At 73.1% G+C, this 24,767-nt stretch carries 21 protein-coding genes; 4 read left to right on the top strand and 17 right to left on the bottom strand.

Features of this window, described 5'->3' with window-relative positions; translation table 11 throughout:
• Positions 1 to 25: 25 nt before the first annotated feature.
• From CG736_RS14135 to CG736_RS14185, 11 genes are all read right to left on the bottom strand, one after another.
• Complete coding sequence (locus CG736_RS14135) at positions 26 to 247, bottom strand: hypothetical protein (RefSeq protein ID WP_100586560.1); 222 nt, start codon at positions 245 to 247, stop codon at positions 26 to 28.
• A gap of 31 nt (positions 248 to 278) precedes the next feature.
• Positions 279 to 683, bottom strand: coding sequence for a hypothetical protein (locus CG736_RS14140; protein ID WP_100586561.1), 405 nt, complete (start codon positions 681 to 683; stop codon positions 279 to 281).
• A 33-nt stretch (positions 684 to 716) separates the two neighbouring features.
• Positions 717 to 2,054 carry a hypothetical protein gene (locus CG736_RS14145; RefSeq protein WP_100586562.1) on the bottom strand — a complete coding sequence of 446 codons (1,338 nt, stop codon included), beginning with the start codon at positions 2,052 to 2,054 and terminating at the stop codon, positions 717 to 719.
• 148 nt (positions 2,055 to 2,202) lie between these two features.
• Entirely contained in the window at positions 2,203 to 3,006 is an 804-nt protein-coding gene (locus CG736_RS14150) for a hypothetical protein (protein ID WP_157815577.1), read from the bottom strand.
• Between the two features lie 207 nt (positions 3,007 to 3,213).
• A complete protein-coding gene (locus CG736_RS14155; RefSeq protein WP_100586564.1) occupies positions 3,214 to 4,644 on the bottom strand; it encodes a DUF2252 domain-containing protein in 1,431 nt (476 codons plus the stop codon).
• 377 nt (positions 4,645 to 5,021) lie between these two features.
• The gene (locus tag CG736_RS14160) at positions 5,022 to 5,873 is read right to left on the bottom strand and encodes a PaaX family transcriptional regulator C-terminal domain-containing protein (protein ID WP_232733986.1); all 852 of its coding nucleotides are present in this window, start codon (positions 5,871 to 5,873) and stop codon (positions 5,022 to 5,024) included.
• 46 nt (positions 5,874 to 5,919) lie between these two features.
• Positions 5,920 to 8,292, bottom strand: coding sequence for a bifunctional salicylyl-CoA 5-hydroxylase/oxidoreductase (locus CG736_RS14165; RefSeq protein WP_100586565.1), 2,373 nt, complete (start codon positions 8,290 to 8,292; stop codon positions 5,920 to 5,922).
• On the bottom strand, positions 8,289 to 9,962 hold the full coding sequence (locus CG736_RS14170; RefSeq protein WP_100586566.1) for an AMP-binding protein: 1,674 nt from the start codon (positions 9,960 to 9,962) through the stop codon (positions 8,289 to 8,291). The genes CG736_RS14165 and CG736_RS14170 overlap by 4 nt, the downstream gene beginning before the upstream one ends.
• The gene (locus tag CG736_RS14175; protein WP_100586567.1) at positions 9,959 to 10,885 is read right to left on the bottom strand and encodes an acyl-CoA thioesterase II; all 927 of its coding nucleotides are present in this window, start codon (positions 10,883 to 10,885) and stop codon (positions 9,959 to 9,961) included. Before CG736_RS14175 ends, CG736_RS14170 begins: the two co-directional genes overlap by 4 nt.
• Complete coding sequence (locus CG736_RS14180; protein WP_043907673.1) at positions 10,885 to 11,388, bottom strand: cupin domain-containing protein; 504 nt, start codon at positions 11,386 to 11,388, stop codon at positions 10,885 to 10,887. Before CG736_RS14180 ends, CG736_RS14175 begins: the two co-directional genes overlap by 1 nt.
• A gap of 105 nt (positions 11,389 to 11,493) precedes the next feature.
• Positions 11,494 to 12,300: a fumarylacetoacetate hydrolase family protein gene (locus tag CG736_RS14185; RefSeq protein ID WP_100586568.1), complete on the bottom strand. Its 807-nt coding sequence runs from the start codon at positions 12,298 to 12,300 to the stop codon at positions 11,494 to 11,496.
• A 138-nt stretch (positions 12,301 to 12,438) separates the two neighbouring features.
• On the opposite strand from CG736_RS14185, the gene CG736_RS14190 reads away from it, so the two are divergent.
• Positions 12,439 to 12,873 (top strand): RidA family protein, encoded by a 435-nt coding sequence (locus CG736_RS14190; protein WP_100586569.1) that lies wholly within the window; start codon positions 12,439 to 12,441, stop codon positions 12,871 to 12,873.
• Positions 12,874 to 12,986: 113 nt separating this feature from the next.
• On the opposite strand, the gene CG736_RS14195 is transcribed toward CG736_RS14190, so the two are convergent.
• The gene (locus tag CG736_RS14195) at positions 12,987 to 14,225 is read right to left on the bottom strand and encodes a S53 family peptidase (RefSeq protein ID WP_100586570.1); all 1,239 of its coding nucleotides are present in this window, start codon (positions 14,223 to 14,225) and stop codon (positions 12,987 to 12,989) included.
• Between the two features lie 443 nt (positions 14,226 to 14,668).
• Between CG736_RS14195 and CG736_RS14200 the strand changes: the two genes are divergently transcribed.
• Entirely contained in the window at positions 14,669 to 18,631 is a 3,963-nt protein-coding gene (locus tag CG736_RS14200; protein WP_157815578.1) for a hypothetical protein, read from the top strand.
• 57 nt (positions 18,632 to 18,688) lie between these two features.
• Here CG736_RS14200 and CG736_RS37685 read toward each other — a convergent pair whose 3' ends face one another.
• The 5 genes from CG736_RS37685 to CG736_RS14220 form a co-directional block, all read right to left on the bottom strand.
• On the bottom strand, positions 18,689 to 19,690 hold the full coding sequence (locus CG736_RS37685) for a serine hydrolase (RefSeq protein ID WP_232733987.1): 1,002 nt from the start codon (positions 19,688 to 19,690) through the stop codon (positions 18,689 to 18,691).
• Positions 19,691 to 19,695: 5 nt separating this feature from the next.
• Complete coding sequence (locus CG736_RS37690; protein ID WP_232733988.1) at positions 19,696 to 20,607, bottom strand: hypothetical protein; 912 nt, start codon at positions 20,605 to 20,607, stop codon at positions 19,696 to 19,698.
• Positions 20,604 to 21,284, bottom strand: coding sequence for a hypothetical protein (locus CG736_RS14210; protein ID WP_100586572.1), 681 nt, complete (start codon positions 21,282 to 21,284; stop codon positions 20,604 to 20,606). Before CG736_RS14210 ends, CG736_RS37690 begins: the two co-directional genes overlap by 4 nt.
• Positions 21,285 to 21,332: 48 nt before the next feature.
• On the bottom strand, positions 21,333 to 21,515 hold the full coding sequence (locus CG736_RS14215; protein ID WP_100586573.1) for a hypothetical protein: 183 nt from the start codon (positions 21,513 to 21,515) through the stop codon (positions 21,333 to 21,335).
• Between the two features lie 417 nt (positions 21,516 to 21,932).
• A complete protein-coding gene (locus tag CG736_RS14220) occupies positions 21,933 to 22,289 on the bottom strand; it encodes a YciI family protein (RefSeq protein ID WP_100586574.1) in 357 nt (118 codons plus the stop codon).
• Positions 22,290 to 22,484: 195 nt separating this feature from the next.
• Between CG736_RS14220 and CG736_RS14225 the strand changes: the two genes are divergently transcribed.
• Complete coding sequence (locus CG736_RS14225; protein ID WP_100586575.1) at positions 22,485 to 23,978, top strand: MFS transporter; 1,494 nt, start codon at positions 22,485 to 22,487, stop codon at positions 23,976 to 23,978.
• A gap of 110 nt (positions 23,979 to 24,088) precedes the next feature.
• Complete coding sequence (locus CG736_RS14230; RefSeq protein ID WP_100586576.1) at positions 24,089 to 24,748, top strand: LuxR family transcriptional regulator; 660 nt, start codon at positions 24,089 to 24,091, stop codon at positions 24,746 to 24,748.
• Positions 24,749 to 24,767 lie beyond the last annotated feature (19 nt).

The following is a 24,767-nucleotide window of genomic DNA, read 5'->3' on the forward strand; positions in this document are numbered from 1 at the left end:
CGGCTCTCCTTCGTCCCTGGAGGGCTCAGCTCAGCGCCCGGTAGAGCGCGTCGTAGACGGTGTCGGCCGCGACTGCTCCGGTCGCCCGGTCGGTGCCGCCGGCCAGCACCACGTGGATCGGGAAGACGTAGTGGATGTCGGCGCCCCCGGCCGCCTCGTCCGCTCCGGCCGCCCCGATCGCTCCGGGCGGCGCGACGGCCTGCCCGCCGTCCGGTTCGGGCACGGTGCCCTGGTACCCCTCCGACATGGGATCCTCCTTCCGCGCGGCTGACGGCCGGTCAGCCCGGCAGGGCCGGAACGGCCTGCAGGCAGACGCAGTTGAACGTGGTGGTGGGCACGCCGTCGATCACGATGGTGGTGGCGACCGAGGTGATGTAGCAGTCGTTGAAGGCGATGCTGTTGAAGGTCCAGTCGTTCCCCTTGGCCTCCTGCACGGCGATGGTGAACGCGGTGCTGTTCAGCGCCATCGTGGTGAGAGTCGCCACCGCCGTGCCGATCGCCTTGACCGCCATGGTGAAGGTGAACGCCTGCGGCTGGACGATGTGCGCGACGTTGTCCGCCTCCAGCGAATGCAGCGGCTGGACGGGCACGTTGAAGGTCGGGTTGAACGAGTCGATCGGCGTCACCGCGACGCCGTTCAGCATCACCGTCAGCCGGGTGTCCCATTTCAGGGCGTCGGGCATGGTGTCTCACTCCTTCTGGGTGTTCCTGCTCGCTCAGCCCTTGAGCACGAGGTCGATCGTCAGCCGGTGGATCGCTCCCGCGTAGACCACCTCGACGCTCATGTCGACGGACCGGTTCGCCCGGGCGGTGCTGATCTCGCCGGCCTCTTCGGTCGTGAGGTCCGCCGTGTCCTTGTCCAGCAGTGTCAGCAGTGGGACGACCACGCCGAATCCGTCGATGACCTGCCGCGCCACCAGCGGCGACAGCACCGCCTGCACGACCGTCTCGACGGTGCGGAGCCCGACCCGGGACAGGCGCACGTTGCCGAGCGCCGGGATCAGGGCGGCCTTGATCCGGAAGTTGATGTCGTCGAGGACGCGAACGATGTCGACGTACTTCTTGTCGTGGCTCCAGTCCGAGGTGTAGCCCTCGCCGAGGTACAGGGCCTGGCCCGGCAGCAGCACCGGCTTGGTGATCCAGTTGACCCCGACCTGGTCGAAGGCGTCGATCTCGTTGTCGGAGAACACGTCGGGCATCGCGACGCTGATCGGCTTGAGCAGCAGCGAGATGTGCGGCTCGCAGCCCGCGATGACGCCGGCCAGTGCCGCGGCGACGTCGTCCGGCGACCGGTGGGCGATCAGCACCATCCGCTCGTCGATCAGCGGCGGGACGACGAGCTTGGCCAGATCGTCGGTGGTCACGCCCTGATCGAGCATGGCCACGCCGATCCGTTCCTTGCCGTCGCCGAGATCGGCCGTCACGTGGTTCTTCAGCTTCGTGAGGGCGTCCGAGTTGTCCGAGTTGTTCGAGGCGAGCGGGGTGCGGGCGAGCAGCACGATCTGGACGTCGAGCTTGTCGACCTCGGTCAGGCCGTCCTCCCACTTGGGGGAGTCCGGCGCCAGCGGGACGCCCCAGACCACGGTCGGGGGCGGGGTCTGCGCGAACGCCGTGCGGATCGCCGTCGCCAGGTCGCTGTCGCTCTCCTGGGTGACTTTCGTTCCGATGTTGTAAGCGGCGCTCAGCTCGCTGTCCAGGGTGAGATCGAAGGTGGGAGGGGTCCCGGTGGACGGCGCGCTCACGGCGGTCACTGTGTGGACCTCCGACTGGACGTGGCCGGCCTGCGTGGCGTCGGTGAACCGCACCAGCACCGGTGCCGGAACCTTCGCTGCCACGGTGGCCTTTTTGTCTCCCTTGGTCGCTTGCGCCGTCAAGGTGGTCCCGCCGAGGGACTTGAGGTTCTCCGCGGCCGTGACCGGCGAGGTGAACCGCGCCGGGTCGGTGGCCGGCGTACCGAATCCGGCCCGGCCGACGATGGCGATGTTGCCGAACGCCCGCACCGCCGGTGCGAACAGTTCGCTGCGGGGGTTGACCGTGATGTATTTGACCGGCATCGACCGCTCCCTACGTGATGCGGTGACGGCGCGTCGGTCCGGGCCGATCCTGGGCCGGGCGAGAACTCGTCCGGGGCGGTCCCGGCCGGCGGGCTTCGAAGGTGGTCTGCAGGTTTCGGGTCTTCAGGTTCCAGCGGCGCCCTCTCGCTCAGGTCGTGGTCTCGAATGCGGCTACGAAGCCGTCCGTGGCCAGCAGGTCGGTCACCTGCTGCTCCAGGCCGGCGGGTTCGGGGTTCGGAAACGTCGCCGCCCGGGGGAAGACCGCCAGCCATGCGCCGGCGGCCAGCACCGCCCCGCCGTCGTACGCGTCGGGGTGCGGACGGGACTCGTCCAGCGCCTGCCGGCTCTGCACCAGGCGGCGCAGCGCACCGGCGAGGTCGTCCAGGTCGGGGAAGACCAGCGCCGAGATGCGCAGTCGGAAGTCACGGCCGGGCGCGGCGGGGTCGAACGGCGGGGGCTGCGCGTAGTGCAGCCGGTAGAGCCGGGGGAACTCCGCCTGGAGTTCCTGGTAGTCGGCCACGTGGGCACGGCGCATCAGGTCGGCGAGGTCGAGGAAGGCGAACCGGGCGGCGAACTCCTGCTGGGAGAGCCCGGTGAGGTCCTCGGAGGCGAGGGCGTCCAGCGCGCCACTGGTCAGCGCGACCTGGGCGGTGACCCGGGTGTCCAGCGCGACGTCGATCCAGAGCGGCGGGCCGGTGCGCGGGACCTCCAGGACGGCCCGCGCCTGGGCGGTGTCGGGCAGCAGCTTCTCCCAGTTCGCCCGTACCGTCAGCGGGTCGTCGAGCGGAACCTGGAACTGCGTCGTCAGGACGCGGGGGGCCGCCAGGACCCGCACCTCCAGGGTGCTGGGCTCGTACACGGACGCCAGCAGCGAGCGCAGCCGGTTCTTGTCGGGGTCGTCGGCGGGTACCAGCAGGTCCTGGATCCGGGCCGGATCCAGGTATCGGATCATCAGCTGATCGCAGAATGTGTTCATGCCAAATCCCGCGTGCGTCGCGCACTGTGCATGGTGAATCGCGCGGACCGTCCGTCACGAAGCGCACGAGGGGTGTCGCTTCGGACCGGACGCTCGGTTCACGGCCACCCTACGCCGCCCCTTTTCGACCGAACAGCCCTGACGGTCAGTGGCTCCGGGCCCGGCGTCCGGTCCGGACGGGCGCTAATGCTCCGGCAGTTCCTGGGCGGGCAGCCGGCCGGCCCGGACGGCGTCGACCAGCGCCCGGTGGTCGCGTTCGTTCCGGTCGGCGTACGCCTCGGCGAACGGCACCAGGGCGCGGTCGAACGCGTCGCCGTTGCCCAGGTAGGCGGCGATGGCGATCCGGTCGCCGGAGCGGGCGTGGGCGCGGGCCAGGGTGAAGCCGCAGATCTCGCCGAACGCCTTCATGCCGGCCGGCAGCAGGTCCTCGGCGACCACGATGCCCTTCCAGTCGCGCAGTTGGCGGACGTAGAAGTCGCGGCGCTTGCCGTCGATGCCCAGCGCCCGTTCCCAGCCCAGGAAGATGTCGCTGGCGGCCTGCATCAGCCGCTGGCCGGAGACCACCCGTTCGCCCTGGTTGTCGTACGCGCCGGAGCCGAGGTGGGCGGCCAGGACGGACTGGTCGGCCTCCTTGGCCTGGAGGAACAGCGGGTCGCGGCCGTCGCGGCCGAGCAGCAGGAAGATCCAGCAGCGGGTGCCGACACTGCCGACGCCGACCACCTTGCGGGCCACGTCGACCAGCCGGTAGTCGGCCAGCAGGCTGCGCCGGTCGGACGCGAGGGTGCGGCCGTAGCGTTCGATCATGCCGTGGAACTCCCGTTCCAGCGCGGCGCGTTCGATCTCCGGCAGCAGTTCGTCGATGGGCACCAGCAGCGGCGGGTCGGGGGCGATCCGCACCTCGCCGTCGCTCACCCGGGTGAGTTTGTCGAAGACCTGGAGGCTGTCGCGGGTACGGGCCTTCGCCATGCTGCGGTCCAGCGCCTTCCGGCCGCGCTTCCGGAGGTGTTCGGTGGCCAGCGTCCGGAGCTGGTCGGCGTCCATCCGGCTGTACCAGACGTCGAGGTTGCGCATGCCGGCGAAGCGGATCATCGACTCGCGGTAGGCACGGACGGTCGCCCGTACGATGTCGGCCCGCACTCCGTCGTCGAAGTCGTTGGCGCGTCCGGCGATCACCAGGCTGGCCGCGAGCCGCTTGACGTCCCACTCCCAGGGGCCGGGCAGCGTCTCGTCGAAGTCGTTGATGTCGAACAGTAGTTGACGCTCCGGCGAGGCCAGCAGCCGGAAGTTCAGCAGGTGGGCGTCACCGCACAGCTGGGCCCGGATGCCGGAGTCGGGCGAGCCGGCCAGGTCCGAGGCCATGATCGCGGCGGCGCCCCGGTAGAACCGGAACGGCGACTCCGTCATCCGGGCGTACCGGATCGGCACCAGCTCGGGCACTCGGGTCGCCGACTGCGCCTGAAGGATCTTCAGCGGGTCCGGACGGTTCTTCCCGGGCCGGAACTCCGCGTGGCTCGAACGCGGGGCACGGCGCCGGGCCGCCCGTCCGAGCGCCGCCCGCTCCTCGGGCGTCGCGCCCGGCACGGCCCGGATCGCCGTGGTCGACTCCTGCGCCATCAGAGGCCTCCTCGCGGTTCTTGCGGCCGCCGGTTCTCGGCGCCCGGCGGACGCCCACCCCCGATCATCTCGGCACCGGCCGGATCCGGCCTGTCGGAGCGGTGCGGCTGTTGTCGGCCGCGCCCGGTGCTCGGCGGCCCGCGACGAAGGGGACGCGACCGCCGGCGCGCCGCCGAGGGGCCGAGAGCGACGGGCCGTCCGGTCCGCGCGAGTTGGGCCCGGACGGGGCGAGCCGGCCGGTGCTCGCGCGGTTCCGCAACCGATCGGCGGGCGGCCGGGCGGTGACTCAGCGTGCCGAGCGCCGCCGGCGGGCGGTTCGGACACCGTGCGCCACCGGGGTCGACCCGCACGTTCGGCCGCTGCCCGCGCTCGGCGGCTCAGCGCCCCCTGGCGGACCAGTAGGGCGCGGCGTGCGCCAGGGCGCGGCCCTCCAGGGCGGCGACCAGGCGTTCGAAGAGGTGGAGGGCGGCGGGGCCGGACCAGTCCGGCGGCAGGACCTGCGGGGGCAGGCCGGGGTCGCGGAACGGGAGCTTGCGCCAGTCGTCGACCACCGACAGGTAGCCGACGAAGGCGTCCCGGCCGTCCACGAACGCGGCGGTGGCCAGCAGGTCGGCCTCGGCCGTGCGGTCGGTGAGGAACTCCCGGTAGCGGCGGTCGATCTCGGCCAGGTCCCAGCCCTTGCGGACCATTCCGGCGAGGTCCTGCCCGCCGACGTGGTCGCCGGTGAAGACGGCGCACTGGTCGGTCAGGTCGAGTTCGGCGATGGCCCGGACGGCGGCGGGGAGCATCCGGGCGGGGGCGATCCACACCGCCGCGCCGATGTTGCCGAAGCCGAGCGCGGCCAGGTGCGCGGTCAGCTGGTGGCGCTTGGCCCGGGCGGACTCCGGCACCGAGAAGTTGACGAGGCACCAGCCGTCGGCGAGGTCGGCGGGCTGCCGGGCGTGCCAGATCACCTCGTCGCCGGCGGCCAGCGCCTCCAGCGCGGCGGGCGTCAGCGCGTAGCCGCGCACCCCGGAGCGGGTCTGCGCCTCCAGCCAGCCGCGCTGCTTGAGGCGGAACACCGCGGTGCGGACGCTGGAGGCGTCCAGGCCGGCCTGGGTGAGCAGCTCGACGGTGCCGGCGATCGGCATCCAGTTGCCCAGCTTGCGGACGACGGCGCCGAGGAAGGTCACCAGCACGGTCCGGGAACGGCGCGCCGCGGCGGGCCGGGCCTCCATCGTCTCGCTCATCCCACCGAGTATGGCGGACGCCGAACCGATGATCGGACCGCGGTGGTCATGCGGACACCTCGATCCGGCCCGGCGTCCACCGCAGGTGCACCGTCCCGGGAGCGCCGTCGCGCAGCAGCGACAGCCGCGGCGGGACCCGGTCGGTGCGCGAGGTGGGCGGCCGGCGGCGACCGGCCCGCCACTGGACCGGCCACTCGGCGCCCGCGCCCCGGTAGTCCTGTTCGGCGGCCGCGTGCAGCGTCCACTGCGGGTCGTACAGCTGGGTGCGGCCCAGCGCGCACAGGTCGGCGCGCCCGGCCAGCAGGATCGAGTTGACGTCGTCCCAGGAGGAGATCGCACCCACCGCGATCACCTGCACCCCGGCCGGGGCGGCCACCCGGTGGCGGATCCGGTCGGCGAACGGCGTCTGGTAGGAGCGCCCGTAGGCCGGCCGCTCGTCCTTGGCGACCTGCCCGGAGGAGACGTCGATCGCCGCCGCGCCGTGCTCGACGAAGGCCCGGGCGATCTCCACCGCGTCCTCCGCGGTGGTGCCGTCCGGCAGCCAGTCGGTCGCCGAGATGCGCACCGTCACCGGGATCCGCTCCGGCACGGCCCGCCGGACCGCGTCGAACACCTCCAGCGGGAAGCGCAGCCGCCGCTGCAGGCTCCCGCCGTACTCGTCGGTGCGGCGGTTGGCGACGGGGGAGAGGAAGGAGGAGAGCAGGTAGCCGTGCGCGGCGTGCACCTCGATCAGGTCGAAGCCCGCGTCCACCCCGCGCCGGGCGGCGGCCTCGAAGTCGGCCACCACCCGGTCCAGGTCGGCCCGGGTCGCCTCGCGCGGCACGTGGCAGCCCGGCCCGTACGGCAGCGGGGACGGGCCGATCACCTCCCAGTTGCCGTCCGGCAGCGGCTCGTCGATGCCCTCCCACATCAGCCTGGTCGAGCCCTTGCGGCCGGAGTGTCCGAGCTGCAGGCCGAGCTTCGCCGAACTGCGCTCGTGGACGAAGGAGGTGACGCGCCGCCAGGCCTCGCGCTGCCCGTCGTCCCACAGGCCCGCGCAGCCCGGGGTGATCCGGCCCTCGGGGGAGACGCAGACCATCTCGGTCATCACCAGGCCCGCGCCGCCGAGCGCCTTGGAGCCCAGGTGCACCAGGTGGAAGTCGCCGGGCACGCCGTCCGTCGCGGAGTACATGTCCATCGGCGAGACGATGATCCGATTGTTCAGTTCCAGTGCGCCGATCCGCACCGGCTGGAACATCGCCGGGGCCGCCGCCGTCCCCTGCCGCGCGGCGAACTCGCCCTCCACCAGGGCCGCGAACTCCGCGTCCCGCTCCTTCAGGTTCTCGAAGGTGATCCGGCGCGAGCGGGTCAGCAGGTTGAAGACGAACTGGGCCGGCTCCTGGTCGGCGTACATGCCGATGTTCTCGAACCACTCCAGCGAGGCCTGCGCGGCCCGCTGCGTCGACTCCACCACCGGCTTGCGCTCCGCCTGGTACGCGGCCAGCGCCTCGGGCACGGACGGCTGCTCGTGCAGGCAGGCCGCCAGCGCCAGGGCGTCCTCCATGGCGAGCTTGGTGCCGGAGCCGATCGAGAAGTGCGCGGTGTGCGCGGCGTCGCCCAGCAGCACCACCTCGCCGTCGTACCAGCGTTCGTTGCGGACGGTGGTGAAGTTCAGCCAGCGCGAGCCGTTGGACAGGACCTGATGGCCCTTCAGCTCCTCGGCGAAGATCTCGGCGATCCGGGAGACCGCGTGCTCGTCCGACTCGCCCGGCCCGAACTCCCGCCCGTCGGTGCGGTCGAAACCGGCCCGCCGCCACACCTCCTCGTGCATCTCCACGATGAACGTCGAACCCGCCTCCGAGTACGGGTAGCCGTGGATCTGCATGGTGCCCCACTGCGTCTGCTTGACGAAGAACTGGAACGCCTCGAAGACCAGGTCGGTGCCGAGCCAGATGTACTTGTTGCGCCGCCGGTCCAGCGACGGGCGGAACACCTCGGCGCGCTCGGCCCGCACCGCGGAGTGCACCCCGTCCGCGGCCAGCACCAGGTCGTGGCCGGCCCGCAGCTCCTCGACGCCCGGCGCCGGAGTGCGGTAGTGGACCCGCACGCCGAGCTCCGCAGCCCGCTGCTGGAGGATCCGCAGCAGCTCCTGCCGGCCCATCGCGGCGAAACCCTGCCCGCCGACGGTGAACCGGTGGCCGCGGAAGTCGACGTCGATGTCGGTCCAGCGGGCGAAGCCGCGCTCCATCGCGGCGTGCACCGCCTCGTCCGCGCCCGCGATGCCGGTCAGCGTCTCGTCGGAGAACACCACGCCGAAGCCGAAGGTGTCCTCGGGGGCGTTGCGCTCCCACACCGTCACCCGGTGCGCCGGGTCCAACTGCTTCATCAGCGAGGCGAAGTACAGCCCACCGGGCCCGCCGCCGACCACCGCGATCCTCATGCCGTGCCCTCCACTGCCGTACCGTCGCCCGCCGTGCCCGCCGCCGAGTGCTCGACGAGCCGACGGAGCCGGAAATGCTGGAGCTTGCCGCTCGGATTGCGCGGCAGCGCCTCGACGAACCGCACCTCGCGCGGGTACTTGTACGGCGCGAGCTGCTGCTTCACGTGGTCCTGGATGCTCCGGGCGGTCGCCGGGTCCGCCGCCGCGCCCGCCCGCAGCACCACGAACGCGCAGACCACCGAGCCGCGTTCGGCATCGGGCGCGGCCACCACCGCCGACTCCAGCACGTCCGGGTGGGTGTCCACGGCGGCCTCCACCTCCGGGCCCGCGATGTTGTAGCCGGACGAGACGATCATGTTGTCGCTGCGCGCCCGGTACCAGAAGTAGCCGTCCTCGTCGCGGACGAAGGTGTCCCCGGTGACGTTCCAGCCGTTGACGACGTAGTCCGCCTGCCGCTCGTCGTCCAGGTAGCGGCAGCCGACCGGGCCGATCACCGCCAGCCGGCCCTCCACGCCCGGGCCGAGCTCCTCGCCGTCCGGGCCCAGCACCGCGGCCCGGAACCCCGGCACCGGCCGGCCCGTCGCACCGGGGCGGATCTCGTCCCCGGCCGCCGAGACGAAGATGTGCAGCAGCTCCGTCGCCCCGATGCCGTCCACCACCCGCAGACCGGTCTCCGCGCGCAGCCGCTCCCACACCTCCCGGGGAATGTGCTCACCCGCGCTCACCGCGACCCGCAATCCCGAAAGCCGCTGCGCCAGACCGGACTTGACGATCTGCCGGTACGCGGTCGGCGCCGTCGCCAGCACCGTCACCCCGTGCTCCGCGACCAGCGCGGCCAGCTCCGCCGGCGTCGCCGACTCGGTCAGGAACGCGCACGCCCCGGCCCGCAGCGGGAACACCACCAGCATCCCCAGCCCGAAGGTGAACGCCAGCGGCGCCGTGCACGCCACCAGGTCGTCCGGCCGCAGCCGCAGCGTGCACCGGCCGAAGGTGTTGTCGATCGACAGCAGATCGCGGTGGAAGTGCACCGTGACCTTCGGGACGCCGGTGGTCCCCGAGGTCGGCCCGAACAGCGCCACGTCGTCCGCCGCCGTGTCCGCCGCCGCGAACCGGCCGGCCTTCCCGGCCGCCCGCCGCACCAGGTCGTCCGCCGCGTCGCCGCCGACCGCCACCACCGCGAGGCCGGGCAGACCGTGCACCCCGGCCAGGCCCCGCACCTCGTCCAAGAAGCGGTGGTCGACCAGCGCCACCGCCGGCCGGGTCTTCGCCACGATCGGCCCCAACTCCCGCGCCCGCAGCGCCGCCATGGTCGCCACCGCGATCCCGCCGGCCCGCAGCACGCCCAGCCAGGCCGCCACCGCCCACGGATTGTTCGGCGAACGCAGCAGCACCCGGTTGCCCGGCACCAGCCCCAGGTCCTCGGTCAGCACCTGCGCGACCTGCGCCGACCGCGCCTGCAACTCGCCGTACGTCCACACCTCCCCGCCCGGCGTGCGCAGCGCCGGCCGGTCCGGGCCGAACTCCGCCACCTGGCGGTCCAGCAACTCCACTGCGGCGTTCAGGCGTTCGGGATACTGCAGCAGCTCGGTGGTGAACTCCAGCACCGGCCACTGCCCGACCGGCGGCAGGTGGTCGCGCGCGAAGGTGTCACGGAAACCGGACTCCGTCATCTGCCGTCCCCCGCCCGGATCATGCCCTCCTGGACCACCGTCGCCAGATGGACCCCGTCCGGCGTGAAGAACCGCCCCTCGCCGAGGCCCCGGCCCGACTCCGCCGCCACCGCCTGCTGCGCGTACAGCAGCCACCCGTCCAGCACCCCGGGGCGCGGCGGACGGTGGAACCACATCGCATGGTCCAGACTCGCCGTCACCAGCCCCGGCCGCGCCCACGCCAGGCCCAGCACCCGCAGCACCGGCTCCAGCACCGTGTAGTCGCAGACGTACGCCAGCGCCGCCGCGTCCCGCTGCGCCTCGCTCAACCCCTCCACCGGCCGCAGCGCGTCGAACGGCCGCACCCAGACCGCCTGGTGCGGCGCCCGCCCGCCGTCCACCGACAGGTACACCGGGCCGGGCACGTGCCGCAGGTCGAAGCTGCGGCCCGCCGACCAGTACTCCTTGGACGCCCCGGTCATCGTCCCGCCCGAGCGCTCCGCCAAGTACGCGGCGGAGCCCGGCAGTTCCTCGGGACCGGGCAGGCCGTCGGCGGCCCAGTCGGGCAGCGCGGCGGCGAAGCTGCCGCCGGGCTCGCCCGTCGCGAAGTTGGCCAGGCACACGTACAGCGCCTTGCCGCGCTGGTAGGCGCGCACCTGCCGGGTCGCGTAGCCGCGGCCGTCGCGCAGCAGCTCCACCTCGTGGCGCACCGGTTCGCCGATCTCGGCGGGCCGCATGAAGTAGGAGTGCATCGAGTGCAGCACCTTGCCGTCCTCGACCGACCGCATGGCCGCGGCCGCCGCCTGGGCGACCAGGTCGCCGCCGTAGGCCTTGGGCCACGGGCAGGGCTGGGTGACGGCGGTGAACGCGAGGTCGAAGTGCTCGGGCGCGACGGGCTCCAGGGCGACGGCCGCGCCGAAGAACTCCGAGGTGGTGTCGGCCATCAGGGCCGGTCCAGCCAGTCGGGCAGTTCCGCGTCCGGCACCTCGGGCAGGTTGACCACGATGTTCTCCGGGGTGCGGGTGGTCATCCAGGTCAGCGGGCGGTTGCGGTCGACGTTGCACTCCACGTGCGGCATGAACGGCGGGACGAACACCCAGTCGCCCTCCGCCAGGTCGACGTAGTCGGCGAACTTCGCGCCGAAGTAGATCCGGCCCCGGCCGGACAGCACGTAGCCGCCGGTCTCCGCCTCGCCGTGGTGGTGCGGCACCGACCGGTAGCCCGGCTCGTTGCCGACCTTGCCGAACCACAGCCGGGTGGCCGGGGTGTGCTGGATGCTGATGCCGGAGATCCGGGTGGCGCCGGCCGACTGCCCGGTGTCCCCGGGCTCGTCGCCCGCCCTGGTCACCACCGGGACCACCAGGCCGCTCTCGGTGGCGTACATCGAGTTGTCGCCGTCGAGCAGGTACGAGCTGTAGTCGGGGGAGTTGCCGGGGGTGGGGTCCATGGGAAGCTCCTCGTCGTGGCTGGGGGGTCGGTTCGAGAGGGTTCGCTCTGATGGATCGTCGGCTCTGCCGCGCCCGGCGGCGGTGCGGCTCGCCGGGCGCGGCGGTCAGTCGGTGAGGCGCACCGTGTTGCGCAGCGCGCCGATGCCTTCGATCGACGTCTCCAGCACGTCGCCGTCGGCCAGGAAGCGCTGCGGGTCGCGGGCCGCGCCGACGCCGCCGGGCGTCCCGGTCAGCACCAGGTCGCCCGGGCGCAGCAGGGTGAACGAGGAGGCGTACGCCAGCAGGTCGGCGGCGTCGAAGACCAGCGTCCCGGTGCCGGCGCGCTGCACCTCCTCGCCGTTGACCCGGCAGACCACCTCCAGCCCGGCCGCCGGGTCCACCTCGTCCGGGGTGACCACCTCCGGGCCGACCGGGCAGGACCCGTCCCAGGCCTTGCCCTGCAACCACTGCGTCGTCCGGTTCTGCCAGTCCCGCACCGAGACGTCGTTCGCCACCGTGTAGCCGGCGATCCCGGCCAGCGCCGTCGCCCGGTCGGCGCGGTGCAGCGGCGCGCCGACCACCACCGCGAGCTCCGCCTCCCAGTCGACCTGCAGGCCGCGCGGCAGCACCAGGTCGTCCACCGGGCCGGTCAGGGTGTCGGCGAACTTCGCGAACAGCGTGGGGTGGGCCGGGAGTTCACGCCCCATCTCGCGGATGTGCTCGGTGTAGTTCAGCCCGCAGCAGAGCACCTTGGCGGGCGTGGGCAGCGGCAGCACCGGGACGGCGCCGGGGATCTCCGCGCCGGCCCGCACCGGGGCGCCGGCGCGGAGGAACGCCGACAGGTCGGGGGCCGGCAGCGCGTGCCAGGCGTCCCCGTGCCGGACGGCGGCGGTGGTGCCGCCGTCCGGGCGGCCGACCGTTGCGAGACGCATGGGAGGGACCTCCACTTCGGCACCGCTGTCCGCCACCCGGTGCCGGGCGCGTTGTTTCAATGGTTCTGCGGTCGTCACAGAACTGTCAATAGCTGCTACGGTGACGCACCGACGGCACCCGACCCGCAGGAGTCCTCCATGGCGAGCTACTCGGCCCCCGTTCCGGTCAACCCCGCGTCGCTGCCCGAACCGCGCGGCTACTCGCACGGCACGCTCTGCGGCAACACCCTGCACCTCGGTGGCCAGACCGCCCTCGACCGGAACATGCGGATCGTCCCCGGCGGCATCGTCGAGCAGTTCCGGCAGGCCTTCGGCAACGTCCTCGCCACCCTCGCCGAGGTGGGCGGCCGTCCGCAGGACCTGGTCAGCATCACCCTCCACCTCACCGACATCCCCGACTACCAGGCGCACGGCAAGCAGATCGGCGAGGTCTGGCGCGAGCTCGCCGGCCCGGTCTACCCGGCGATGGCCGGCATCGGCACCACCGCGCTGTGGCAGCCGGAGGCGATGATCGAGATCCTCGGCGTCGCGGTGATCCCGGACGAGCGGCTGATCCGCCCGGCGTCGTCCTGATCCGTCACGGTCGATCGATCTTCGGGACACGGCAACGCCGAAGGGCGGCGGCGCGCAGAGGAGGGGAGTCCCTGCGCGCCACCGCCCTTCGACGGGTCGCGGGTGGAGCGTCGTCAGCCGGCGAAGGCCGCCGTGCCGTGAGGGGTGCCCAGCCCGGTCGGGCCGTCGTAGCCGGTGGTGGCGGTGCACAGGTAGCTCGGCGAGCAGCTGCCGTTGGAGCCGGTGGTGACGTCGTACAGGGAGCCGGTGTGCGCGTACGGGAACGAGGACGGGTAGGAGCCGGTGGACGGCGTCCCCGCCAGCGCGTACACGCTCGCGATGATCGGCGAGGAGGCGCTGGTGCCGCCGTACACCGCCCAGCCGCTGCCGCCGTACGTCTGGTAGACGGCGACGCCGGTGGCCGGGTCGGCGACCGCAGAGACGTCGGCCACGGTCCGCTTGGCGCAGCCGGTGTCCTTCTGCCAGGTCGGCTTGGCGTCGTAGGCCGAGCAGCCGGAGCCGGTGCCCTCGGTGGAGTTGGTGTACCAGACCGACTCGCCCCAGCCGCGGGTGCTGGAGTTGCGGCTCAGCGAGGTGCCGCCGACCGCGGTGACGTACTTCGAGGCGGCCGGGTACTGCGCGCCGTACGCGCTGTCGCCGGAGGAGACCGTGATGGCCACGCCCGGGTGGTTGAAGTACGAGCTGTCGTACGAGGTGTCGGACGAGGATTCGCCGCCGCCGTAGCTGTTGGACACGTACTTGGCGCCCAGCGCGACCGCCTCGTTCACCGACTTGCCGAGGTTGGCCATGGTCGCGCTGGTCGCCTCGACCAGGATGACGTGCGCGTTCGGCGCGACCGCCGAGACCATGTCCAGGTCGAGCGAGATCTCGCCCGCCCAGCCGGAGTTGGGGCTCGGCAGCGAGGAGCCGCCGGTCTGGTTGACCTTCTTGAAGCAGCCGTTCGCGGTGGTGCAGGCCGGCAGGCCGTACTGTGCGCGGTAGACCGCCATGTCGGCCTCGGCGTTCGGGTCGTCGTACGCGTCGACGATCGCGATGGTGGCGCCCGCGCCGCCGTTCGCCGGCAGGTTGTACGCACTCGTCAGGTCCGACGGGCCGTAGCCCGACGGGGTCGCGTTCGGCGTGACGCCGAGGGCGTGGACGTGCTGGGTCGCGTTGGTGACCTTCAGCGCGTGGCAGCCCATGGTGTCGCCCTTGGCGAGCGTGTCGCACGCCCGCACCCAGGACACCCCGCCCTTGCTGTACGCGGTGGGTGCGGACCGGGCGTCGGCCGGCGAGGCCGCGGCCAGGCCGGTGAACGCGGTGAGGGCGAGGGCGGCGGCGCTGATGAGGGTGGGCGCGGTGGGGGTACGCAAGGAACTGCCTCCTGGGGTCGGAGCACAACGGAGGGGCCGCGGGCGGCGGACGGGCCGAACACGCGGCGGGGCAGGCAGGAGCGGCGGCATGACTGGGGGCGCCGGGGCTCCTGCACCGGGAGTGATCGCACGGTTGAGCCGTCACCGACGCTAGTGATGGTGTCCCGTCAACTGCAATGAGCGGCAAGGAGATTGGACCTGCCCTTTACCGCCCGGGGGTCCCGGGTGACGGTTCCTCCATACACAGAACCGCGGAGGTAAAGGACGCCTGTGTTTCTCATCCGGGACACAGGTTCCGTACCGCACGTCCAGGTCCCGACCCGGCTGTCCGAAACAGTGTCCGAAAAGTTGTGGCGATGATGTGTGTACGCTCCGCTAGAATCCGCCTGCTCGAACTCCGGTGATCAGCACCGGTGTTGGGCAGTCGAACCATGGGGGGTTTGATGAGAGTGCTGCCGTTCTTCGGCAGAAACGCGCGTTCGGTGGGGGTGTTCGCGGCCGGTGCGCTGCTGGCCACCTCGCTGATCGCACAGTCCGGCACCGCCTTCGCGGCGGCCGCCGACCCGTCCGGCGCCGCGGCCAAGCCCGCGGCCGAAGCGCCGCAGACGCCCGCCGCGGCCGCCCCGCAGGCGGCGAAGGCCGAGCCGCAGGCCGCACCGAAGGCTGACCCGCAGGCCGAGCACCAGGCCGCCGCGAAGGCGCTGCAGGAGTCCGACCCGGCCGGGGCCTGCCCGGCGGTGCTCGACCCGCAGGCGCCCGTCACCTGCGCGCTGGGCGAGAACACCACCACGAGTTCCACGTTCGACCTGACGCAGGGTCACGACCTGGTCCTGTTCCAACTGCTGGCGACCCAGCAGTACTACCTGACCTGGACGCTCACCGCACCCGACGGCTCGGCCGTCGCCTGCGAGAGCGTGCGCAGCTACACCGGGGCGATCCGCTGCGCGACCGCGCAGGCAGGCACCTACACGCTGAAGCTGAGCAACTCCTGGGGGACCAACTCGGTCTCCGTCGCCTACCTGCCGCTGCTGTCCACCACCGCGTGCCGGACGGTGGCCGGCGACGACAGCAAGCTCGGCACCGCCAAGTCGTTCACCGGCTCGCTGGGCACCGGCGCGGTCGGCGACTGCTATCTCACCGACCTCGCCCAGGGCGACGTCCTGCGCACCTACGGGCCGAACTACCAGGCCACCTGGACCGTCTACGACGGCACCGGAGCGCGGATCTGCGACTCCTCCAGCGGCGACTCCAGCCGTGGCCTGGACTGCGCACTGACCGGTACCGCGCCCTACCGGGTGACGGTCCAGCAGGTCGCCGGCCAGGCGATCGGCTACACCTTCGCCGCGGCCCGGCTGTCCCGGGCCGAGGGCTGCGCCCTGGTGCAGCCGCAGGCCTTCGGCGAGGCCCCCGACCTGACCTCCACCGCCCGTTGCCGCACCCTGCGGGTGCCCGCCGACGGCCACTACCTCTACAACTGGGCGAACAGCTCCGGGACGTACCTGTACGGCCGGCTGTTCGGGGCCGACGGCACTCCGGAGAGCTGCCAGAGCGGCGACTGCACGCTGACCGCCGGCGACCACTTCTGGGCGCTCGACGGCAGCTCCGGTGACGCGGGCGCCTACGGGATGTCGCTGCGCTCGGCGACCGAGACCCGCGGCTGCACCGCCACCCCCGACGACGGCTTCGCCTCCGGCGCCGTCACCGGCACGCTCGACTCGGCCGGGCAGGCCCGCTGCCTGACCCTGCCGACCGCCTCCGGCAAGGGCCTGTACCTGCTCAACCGGCCGCCCGCCGACGGAGCCACGGCCACTGTCGAGATCGACGACGCGAGCGGCGTCAAGCAGTGCGACAACGGCGGCTACACGTACGCGGTCTGCAAGCTCACCGGCACCGCCCCGTTCCGGGCCGTGCTCACCGCCAACGCCGGCCGGCCCTACGGGGTGGCGATCCACCGCACCGACAGCGACGCGGGCTGCACCGCCTGGCCGCAGTCCGGCTACGGCGGCTCCTGGGGCGCCGAGGTCTCGCTGAGCCCGACCGACCCGCAGCGCTGCCTGAGCATCCCGGCCGCCCAGCACTCGCCCGCCGAGATGCTGGACTACGCGAACAACCTGAACCAGGTGAACGCGGCCGTCTACATCACCGACGGCACCGGCGCCGCCGTCTGCTCGACCCTCGGCAGCTCCACCACCACCTGCAAGTTCACGACGGGCGCGGCCTACACCGCGGTGCTGGTCGGCGGTCCGACGGACACCTACAAGCTGGTGCGACGCGACATCTCGCCGAGCGCGCCGTGCACCACCCGCTCCTCCACCACGGTCGGCGGCCCGTCCACCCAGTTCGACTTCACCTCGGCGCTGGACGCCCGCTGCGTGCGGGTCAACGGCGCGGCGAGCGACAAGTTCTGGCTGAGCAGCCGCACCACCGGCAACCGCTACGAGGCGGGCACGCTGCTGATGGCCGTGGACGCCGACGGCAACGTCCGGTGCCGGCAGTGGGGCGTCTCCTGCAAGATGACCGGCTCGACCTCGTACGTCGCTCTCGTGGTCGCGTCCGGCTACCAGGGCAAGGCGGTCCACGCGAACGTCGACGCCTGGAAGGTCGGCGGGGCGGACGGCTGGGCCACCGAGTGCAACGGCAACGTACTCTCGGCGAACGGCTTCCCGCAGCACAGCGGCATCCTCACCGAGACCGACACCGCGTACTGCGGCGTGGTCGACCTGAAGGCCGGCCAGGGCATCACCGTCGCGGGCACCACCAGCACCGCCGGGCCCTTCCTGCCGCCGTGGCTGGCGATCTCCGGCCCGAACGAGTGGACCGACTCCTACAACAGCTACCAGTGCTTCCAGAGCTACGGGCAGTTCGGCGGCGCCTGCACGAACTGGAGCTCCACCGACGGCCGGGCGCTGCTGATGGTCACCCCGGACAAGTCGCCCACCCCGGTCGAGTACACCCTCCAGGGCCTGGCCGGTAACTCGAGGCCCGACTACGGCACGCCGCAGTCGGTCGCCCCGGCGACCGGCCGAGCCGGCACCCTGGTGCCGGCCGTGATCCGGGGCACCGGCCTGACGGTGGGCAGCCGGATCAACCTGGAGAACAGCTCCACGAGCAGCCGGAATCCGGTCTGGCCGCAGTCGGCGAACGCCGACGGCACCGAGTTGCACGTCCTGGTCAGCACCAACGGCCTGGCACCGGGCAAGTACGACCTGGTGCGCGACGGCATGGGCTACACCCAGGGCCAGCCTTCGCCGGGCTACGTCCCGAACGCCTTCGAGGTCACCGCGGCCGACGACCCCGCCAAGTCCCGCTTCGTGCCGCTCGACGCGGCCCGTCTGCTGGACACCCGCGACGGCACCGGCGCCCCCAAGGCCAAGGTCGGCGCAGGCTCGACGGTGAGTGTGCAGGTGACGGGCGCCCACGGCGTCCCGGCCACCGGCGTCACCTCCGTGGTGCTGAACGTGACCGCGGTCGACCCGAGCGAGGACGGACACCTCACCGCGGGTCGGCCCGCGCCCGGCCTGCCGAGCCTGACCTTCGCCGCCCACCGCACCACGGCCAACCAGCTGACGGTGCCGGTCGTCGACGGCAAGGTCGACCTGCGCAACGACACCGGCACGGTCGACCTGGTCGCCGACCTCGCCGGCTACTACACGGACGCCGCCGACCAGGGCTCGGCCCTCACGCCGATCACCCCGGCCCGCTTCCTCGACACCCGTGACGGCACCGGCGCCCCCAAGGCCCGGGTCGGCGCGGGCCAGAGCGTCAGCCTGCAGGTGGCGGGCGTCAAGGGCGTCCCGGCGGACGGCGTCACCGCCGTGGTGATGAACCTGACGGCCGCGTCGCCGACGGCGACCGGCTGGATCACCGCCCACGCCGACGGGCAGCCGCTGCCCGCCACGTCGAACCTCAACTTCACCGCCGGCCGGACCGTCGCCAACCTGGTGACCGTCCCCGTGGTGAACGGCAAGGTCGACCTGCACAACAGCGCCGGCACCGTCGACCTGATCGCCGACGTCGCCGGCTACTACTCGGCGACCGGCACCAGCACGTTCTCCCCGGCCACCCCGCAGCGGCTGCTCGACACCCGCGACGGGACCGGCGCCCGGCAGGGCGCCGTCGGCGCGGGCGGCATCGTCAGCGTCCAGGTCGGCGGCGTCGGCGGCGTCCCGTACGGCGCGACCGCCGTGCTGCTGAACGTGACGGTCACCGACCCGACCGACACCGGCTACCTGACCGCCTACCCGCACGGCGCCGACCGCCCCGGCACCTCCAGCCTCAACTGGACGCCGGGCCAGACGGTTTCGCACCAGGTCCTGGTGCCGGTGGTCGACGGTCGGGTGGTGTTCCACAACTCCACCGGGACGGTGAACGTCACCGCCGACCTGACCGGCTGGTTCACCGCCTGACCGACCGACAGCACCCCACGGGCCGCCGACGCACCCAGCGTCGGCGGCCCGTGGGCGTCACAGGCCCCGGAAGATCCGGTAGCCGGTCTGGATGAAGCGGCCGTCCAGCCGGGGGCCCGCGTTGGTCAACGCGGCCAGGGCGGTGCCGCGGCGGGGACAGAAGGCGATGAAGGAGGTGCAGCCGCGGGTGCCGCCGGAGTGGAAGAGGACGTCGCCGTCGGCGGTCGGGCGCAGGTTCCAGACCAGGCAGATCCGGTCCGTGGAGCGGGGCTTGACCAGGCGGGGCCGCTGGACGTCGCGCAGCGCGGCGGTCAGGGCGGCGGTGGGGGCGGCGGCCGGATCGAGGTGGACGGTGAGGTAGCGCAGCAGGTCGCGGGCGGTGGAGCGGACGGCGCCGGCGCCCGGCAGGGCGGGGATCTGCCAGGGCGGCAGGGGGCGTTGGCGGAAGTGCCCGACGGCGGCGCCGGGTTCGCAGTCGGTGCCGGTGAGGCCGAGCGGGCCGCTGATCCGGGAGGTGAGCAGCGCCGGGTACGAGGTGCCGGCCCGTTCGGCGAGCGTCCGGCCGAGCAGGCCCACGCCGTAGTTGGAGTAGTGCACCCGGTCACCGGGCGGATTGCGCAAGCGGGTCCGGCCCATCGCGCGGTCCAACTCGGCGACGGAGTAAGCCGCGTACGGGTTGGTGAACCAGGCGGGCAGCGCCGAGCGCCGCAGGCCGGGCGGCAGGCGGGGGAGTCCGGAGGTGTGGGTGGCCAGGTGGAGGAAGGTGAGCGGCACGTCCGCGACGGTGACGGTGTCCCGGTGGCGGACCTCGCCGCGGGCGGCCAGCTCGGCGAGCAGGAGGGCGGTGAACGTCTTGCTCACCGAGCCGAGTTCGAAGCCGGTGTCCGGCGTCACGGGCTCGCCGGAGCTGCCGTCGGTCCGGCCGTGGCAGAGCAGCCGCTCGCCGTCGGGGGAGACGACGGCGAGGGCGACGGCCGCGCCGCGCGGCACGGTGCGGGTCAGGGTGGCGAGCTGCGGATCCACCGGGCGCACCGGGTTCACCGGACTCACCGGGTTCACCGGGCTCACCGGAGCGCGCGGGCGAGAGTGAGGGTGCCGGCCAGGACGCCGACCACGGCGGTGTGCTCGTTGTCCTTGAACGCCCGCTCGGGGTCCTCGTCGACCGGGTCCAGGTCGCGCGGCAGCAGACCGTCCGCGCGCTGGGCGGCGACCAGCTGCGCCCAGTTCTGCGGGTCGCAGACCGGCTCGGGCAGGCAGGCGTCCACGATCAGCAGTTCGCCGAGCAGGTCCCACTGCCCGGTCTCCCGCCAGATGTCGGCCCACACCGGCAGCCAGGCGGCCAGGTACTCGCGCAGCGGCGCGGGCAGCCGTTCGGGCAGCGCACCCCAGTCGGTGAGGTGGAAGACGGTGTGGGTGACGCTGTAGCCGGTCGTCCAGTCGATCGCCCAGGGTTCGGGGCGGGCGCCCAGCCAGGTCGCCGCGGCGAGCGCGTCCCAGTCGGAGCGGCTCCCCAGCCCGATCACGTGCCGGGCGTTGGCGATGGCCAGGCGCCGGTTCGGCATCGTCTCCACGGCGTGCGTGGCGCGCAGCCCGTCGAGGCCGGACAGCAGTTCGTCCAGCGCCGGGTGCCGGTAGCCGGAGCGGTGGAAGTGCAGGTACGTCTCCAGCGGGTCGCTGAGCAGCATGTGCCGGAACTGCCGTTCGTACAGCAGTTCGCCCTGGCGCAGCTGCTGCCAGCCGAAGTCCAGCAGCACCCGGGCGCGTTCGCGTTCGGTGGGGCCGGAGACGGTCTCGCGCAGCACCAGGGAGGCGGCCAGGGCGCATTCGCCGATCGGCTTGTACGCGTTGTCGGGGTCGGAGAGGTCGGCGCCCCCGTCGGGCGGCAGGGCGCCGTGGCCCTGCTCGTGCGCGGTGTGCAGCCACTCCAGCGCGCGGGTGGCCAACCGGTGGGCGTCCCCGAGCACGGCCGGGTTCATCCGGCGGCCAGGTGTGCGGCGACGGTGAGGTCGAGGGCGCTGCGCGCGGTGCCGTCGCCGGTCAGCGCCAACTGGCGCAGCAGCGGCGGGAGTTCCAGCGCGGCCGGGGTACCGGTGCGGTGCAGCCAGGCCAGCCAGCGGACCAGCCGGGCGGAGGTGCGGTGGTCGCGCCGCAGCACGGCGCGGGCGGCGCCGCGGGCGAGCGCGAGCGGGTGTTCCCGGGCGCGTTGGTGCACCGGGCCGTCCAGGGTCGGCAGGGCCAGGCAGGAGAGCTGCGCCATCCGCACCGACCAGCGCTGCCAGCCGTCCTCGCCGGGGTCGGGCGGCGGGGGCGGGGTGGGGGCCGACACGGGGTAGCCGGCCCGGGTGAGGAGCTCGGCGGTGGCCCGGTCGCGCCAGGTGTGGATCCCGGACTCGTCGGAGGGGAAGACCCGGAACGCCTCGGCGACGATCTCGGTGGTCTCCGGCGGGGTCGGGGCGCCGGTGAGCAGGGCCGGGGCGAAGACGTCCGGGCCCAGCACGCGGACGCCGGCCAGCAGGGCCTGCGGCTCCGGCGCGGCGGGAGCGGGGGTGGGAGGAGCCGCGCCCTCGGCGCCGGTGAGGGCGTCGAGGGTGCGGCCTGCCGCCCACTCGGTCGCGGCAGCGAACTCCCGCTGGGGCGATTCGGCGAACGGCATAGGTGGACCACTTTCTTCCGATGATTCCGATCTGATGCCGGGTCGGTGCTACTTCTTCTCCTTGGGACCCTTCGGGGAGAGCAACAGGGCGAGCAGCAGGACGCCGAGGGCCTCGGGGCGGTACAGCGGCGCGTCGCTGACCGGCGACTCGTCCTCGGTCATCAGCGCCTTGACGGTGCCGAGTTCGGGCGCCGTGGCGCGATGCGGAGCAAGCACGGTCTGGGCAAGCATCGGATACGCCTCCTTGGGGAAGGACGGACGTCATCGTCGGATCGACGATGTCCTCTCCCCACGCTAGGCGGGCTCCTGGAGCGACGCATGTGGAGTCCCGGCCGCCCGGAAGTGTCATGTCCGGGGCATGATGGCGTGTCATGGTCGCGGCAATCGGGAGGGCGGTCGTCGAGCGGACGGTCGGGGGAGCGGTCGCCCCTCTGCCGCCCGGGATTCCAGGTGACGCTGCTCGTGCTCGGCGCGGCTCGCCGTCGCCCGCGCGCCCCGGTGGGCGTGGGTCGGCAGCATCGGCGTCGACAGGCCCGTCACGGCCGGCGGACCGGCGTGCCGAGGGCCTGCGGACCGGCGTGCCGAGGGCCGGCGGCGCGAGTGCGCGCAGCAGGCCCTCGACGTCAGGTGCTGTCCTGTCGCCAAGTGTCAGTCGGAGAACAGCACCTGACGCACCTCCACGCCCAGGCCGGGAATCGCGGCGTCCGGGATCTGCGCCGCCAGCTCGACCGCCCGCTCCTTGTTCTCGCAGTCCAGCAGGTAGAAGCCGCCCAGGAACTCCTTCGCCGCCAGGAACGGACCGTCCGTCACCACCGGCTGCCCGCCCCGCACCGACACCACCACCGACTGCGACGGGTCCACCAGCGCCTGCGTGAGGATCAGCTCGCCGGAGTCCTTCAGCGCCTGGATGAACCGGCCGTGGCCGCTGCCGAGCCCGGCCTTCTCCTCGTCCGTCAGCGCGTCCAGCACCGCCGGGTCGATGTGCAGGCCGATCAGGAACTTCATCTCGCACTCCTCGTCGCTCGCGGGCCCCGGCCGGGGCCCTCGACCCGTTGGTCGGAGCCGCCGGCGCCGTCGTGACATCCCCCGCCGGGAAATCTCCGCAAGATTTCCGGCGTCCTCCGGCGGCGGGATGTCAAGAACCGCGCCTCCGCTCCGACCGGACGACGGAACAGTCGAGAGAAAGAGGAGCATTCGAACATGCGAGTCGACCGGGCACGGTGGGGGCTGGCCCTGCTCATGCTGCCGACACTGATCGTCGCGATGGACGTGACGGCACTGCTGCTCGCCCTTCCGCGGCTCAGCGCCGACCTGGGGGCGGACAACGTCGAACAGCTGTGGATCAGCGACAGCTACGGACTCGTGGTGGCCGGCCTGGTCATCACCATGGGCACCCTCGGCGACCGGATCGGCCGCCGGCGGCTGCTGCTCACCGGCGCGGCCGCGTTCGCCGTGCTCTCGGTGGTGGCCGCGTTCGCCGTCGATCCGCTGATGCTGATCGTGGTCCGGGCCCTGCTGGGCGTCGCCGGCGCGACGCTCGCCCCGTCCACGCTGTCGCTGATCACCAACATGTTCCGCGACGAGCGGGAACGCGGCCGGGCCATCGCGATCTGGGCCACCGGCCAGTTCGCCGGCGGCGCGCTCGGGCCAGTGCTCGCCGGAGTGCTGCTCCAGCACTTCTGGTGGGGCTCGGTGTTCCTGATCGCCGTCCCGCCGATGGTGCTGCTGCTGGCCGCCGGGCCCGCGCTGCTCCCGGAGTTCCGCAGTGACCGGGCCGGCCGGTTGGACCCGGTCGGGGTCGGGCTGTCGCTGGCCGCGATGCTGCTGCTGGTGTACGGCGTCAAGCAGCTGGCCGTGGACGGCATCGCGGGCGGCTCGTCGCTCGGGCCGGCGGTCGCGCTGGTCGTCGGTGCGGTGCTCGGTCTGCTCTTCGTCCGCCGCCAACTGCGGGTCGAGGAACCGCTGTTGGACCTGCGACTGCTGCACAGCCGGCCGTTCGCGGCCGTCCTGGTCGGACTGGTGCTGGCCGGCGTCGCGATGGCCGGCACCGGCCTGCTGGTCACCCAGTACCTGCAGAACGTCCTGGACCACTCGCCGGCCGTCTCGGCCATGCTGTTCGCGCCCATGGGCCTCGGCGTCGCCGTCGGCACCATGACCGCACCCGCGCTGGCCCGCCGGATGAAGCAGACCACCGCGATCGCCGGCGGCCTGGCCTGCTCTGCGCTCGGCGGGCTGCTGCTGGCCGCCGTCGACGGCTCGCTGGTGCTGGTGATGACCGGCATCACCGTGCTGGCCCTCGGCACGGGCCCGCTGTTCGCCCTCGGCACCGGCCTGGTCCTCGGCTCCGTCCCGCCGGAGCGGGCCGGCTCGGCGGCCTCGATGTCGGAGACCGGCAACTACCTCGGCGGTTCGCTCGGCTTCGCCCTGCTGGGTGTGCTGGCCGCCGTCGTCTACCGCCACCGCATGGACGGCGCCTCCGACTCGCTGGCCGGCGCGGTGGCTGCGGCCCGCGAACTCCCCGCCGAGCAGGGCGCGGTGTTCCTGCAGCACGCCAGGGAGGCCTTCACCGGCGCGCTGCACGTCACCGGGTTCGCGGCCGCCGGGATCTTCGCCGTGCTGGCCGTGCTGGTTCTGACAATGCGTCAATCCACTGTGGTGGCACCGGAGATGGAATTGGAAGCGAGTCACGGGTAGCGCGAGGTGCCGGGCAGTCGGTTTCGACTGCCCGGCACCGGGTGGGCGGCGCTGCGCGGCTACAGGTCCCGGAAGGTGCTGAAGGCAGAGGCGATGCTGCTCCGGAAGGCGTGAGTGACGGTGCCGGAGGCGGTCTTGCCGAAGATCTCCAGCCGGCCGTCCGGGGCCGCCTGGAGGAGCTCGCCGCGAACGCCGTGACGGAGTGCCGGTCGCTCAACCCGGGCGGTGCGGACCGGCCCGACGCGCGGGCGGCCTCCGCGCAGCTCAACGAACAGGCGCTGCGTCGGGGCGTCGGCATCAGGGCGATCTGCCGGGAGAGCTTCCGCAACGACCCCGACACGCTGGCCCACGCGCGCCGGCTGACGGACCTCGGCGGCGAGATGCGGACCGTCCCGATCGTGCCGACGCCGCTGGTGATCGTCGACCGCAGGGTCGTCATCGTCCCGCTCGACCCGGCCGACCCGCGGCAGGGCGCGCTGGAGCTGGACAGCCCCGGCATGCTGTCCGTCGCCTGCGCACTGTTCGACCAACTCTGGTCCACGGCAACCCCGTTCGGCTCCTCCGTCCCGGTGGACGGGCAGGGCCTCACCTCGGCCGAACGCACCCTGCTGGAGCCGGCCGCCGCCGGCCGCACCGACGAGGCGGCCGGCCGCAAGCTGGGCGTCCCCGGCCGCACCGTCAAACGCCAGCTGGCCGACCTGACGGCCCGGTTGGACGTCGACAGCCGCTTCCGGGCCGGGGTGCGGGCCGCGCACCGCGGCCGGCTCTGAGCGGGCGGAAGCGTGCGGT

It is taken from the genome of Kitasatospora sp. CB02891, assembly GCF_002803145.1.
Lineage (GTDB): Bacteria > Actinomycetota > Actinomycetes > Streptomycetales > Streptomycetaceae > Kitasatospora > Kitasatospora griseola.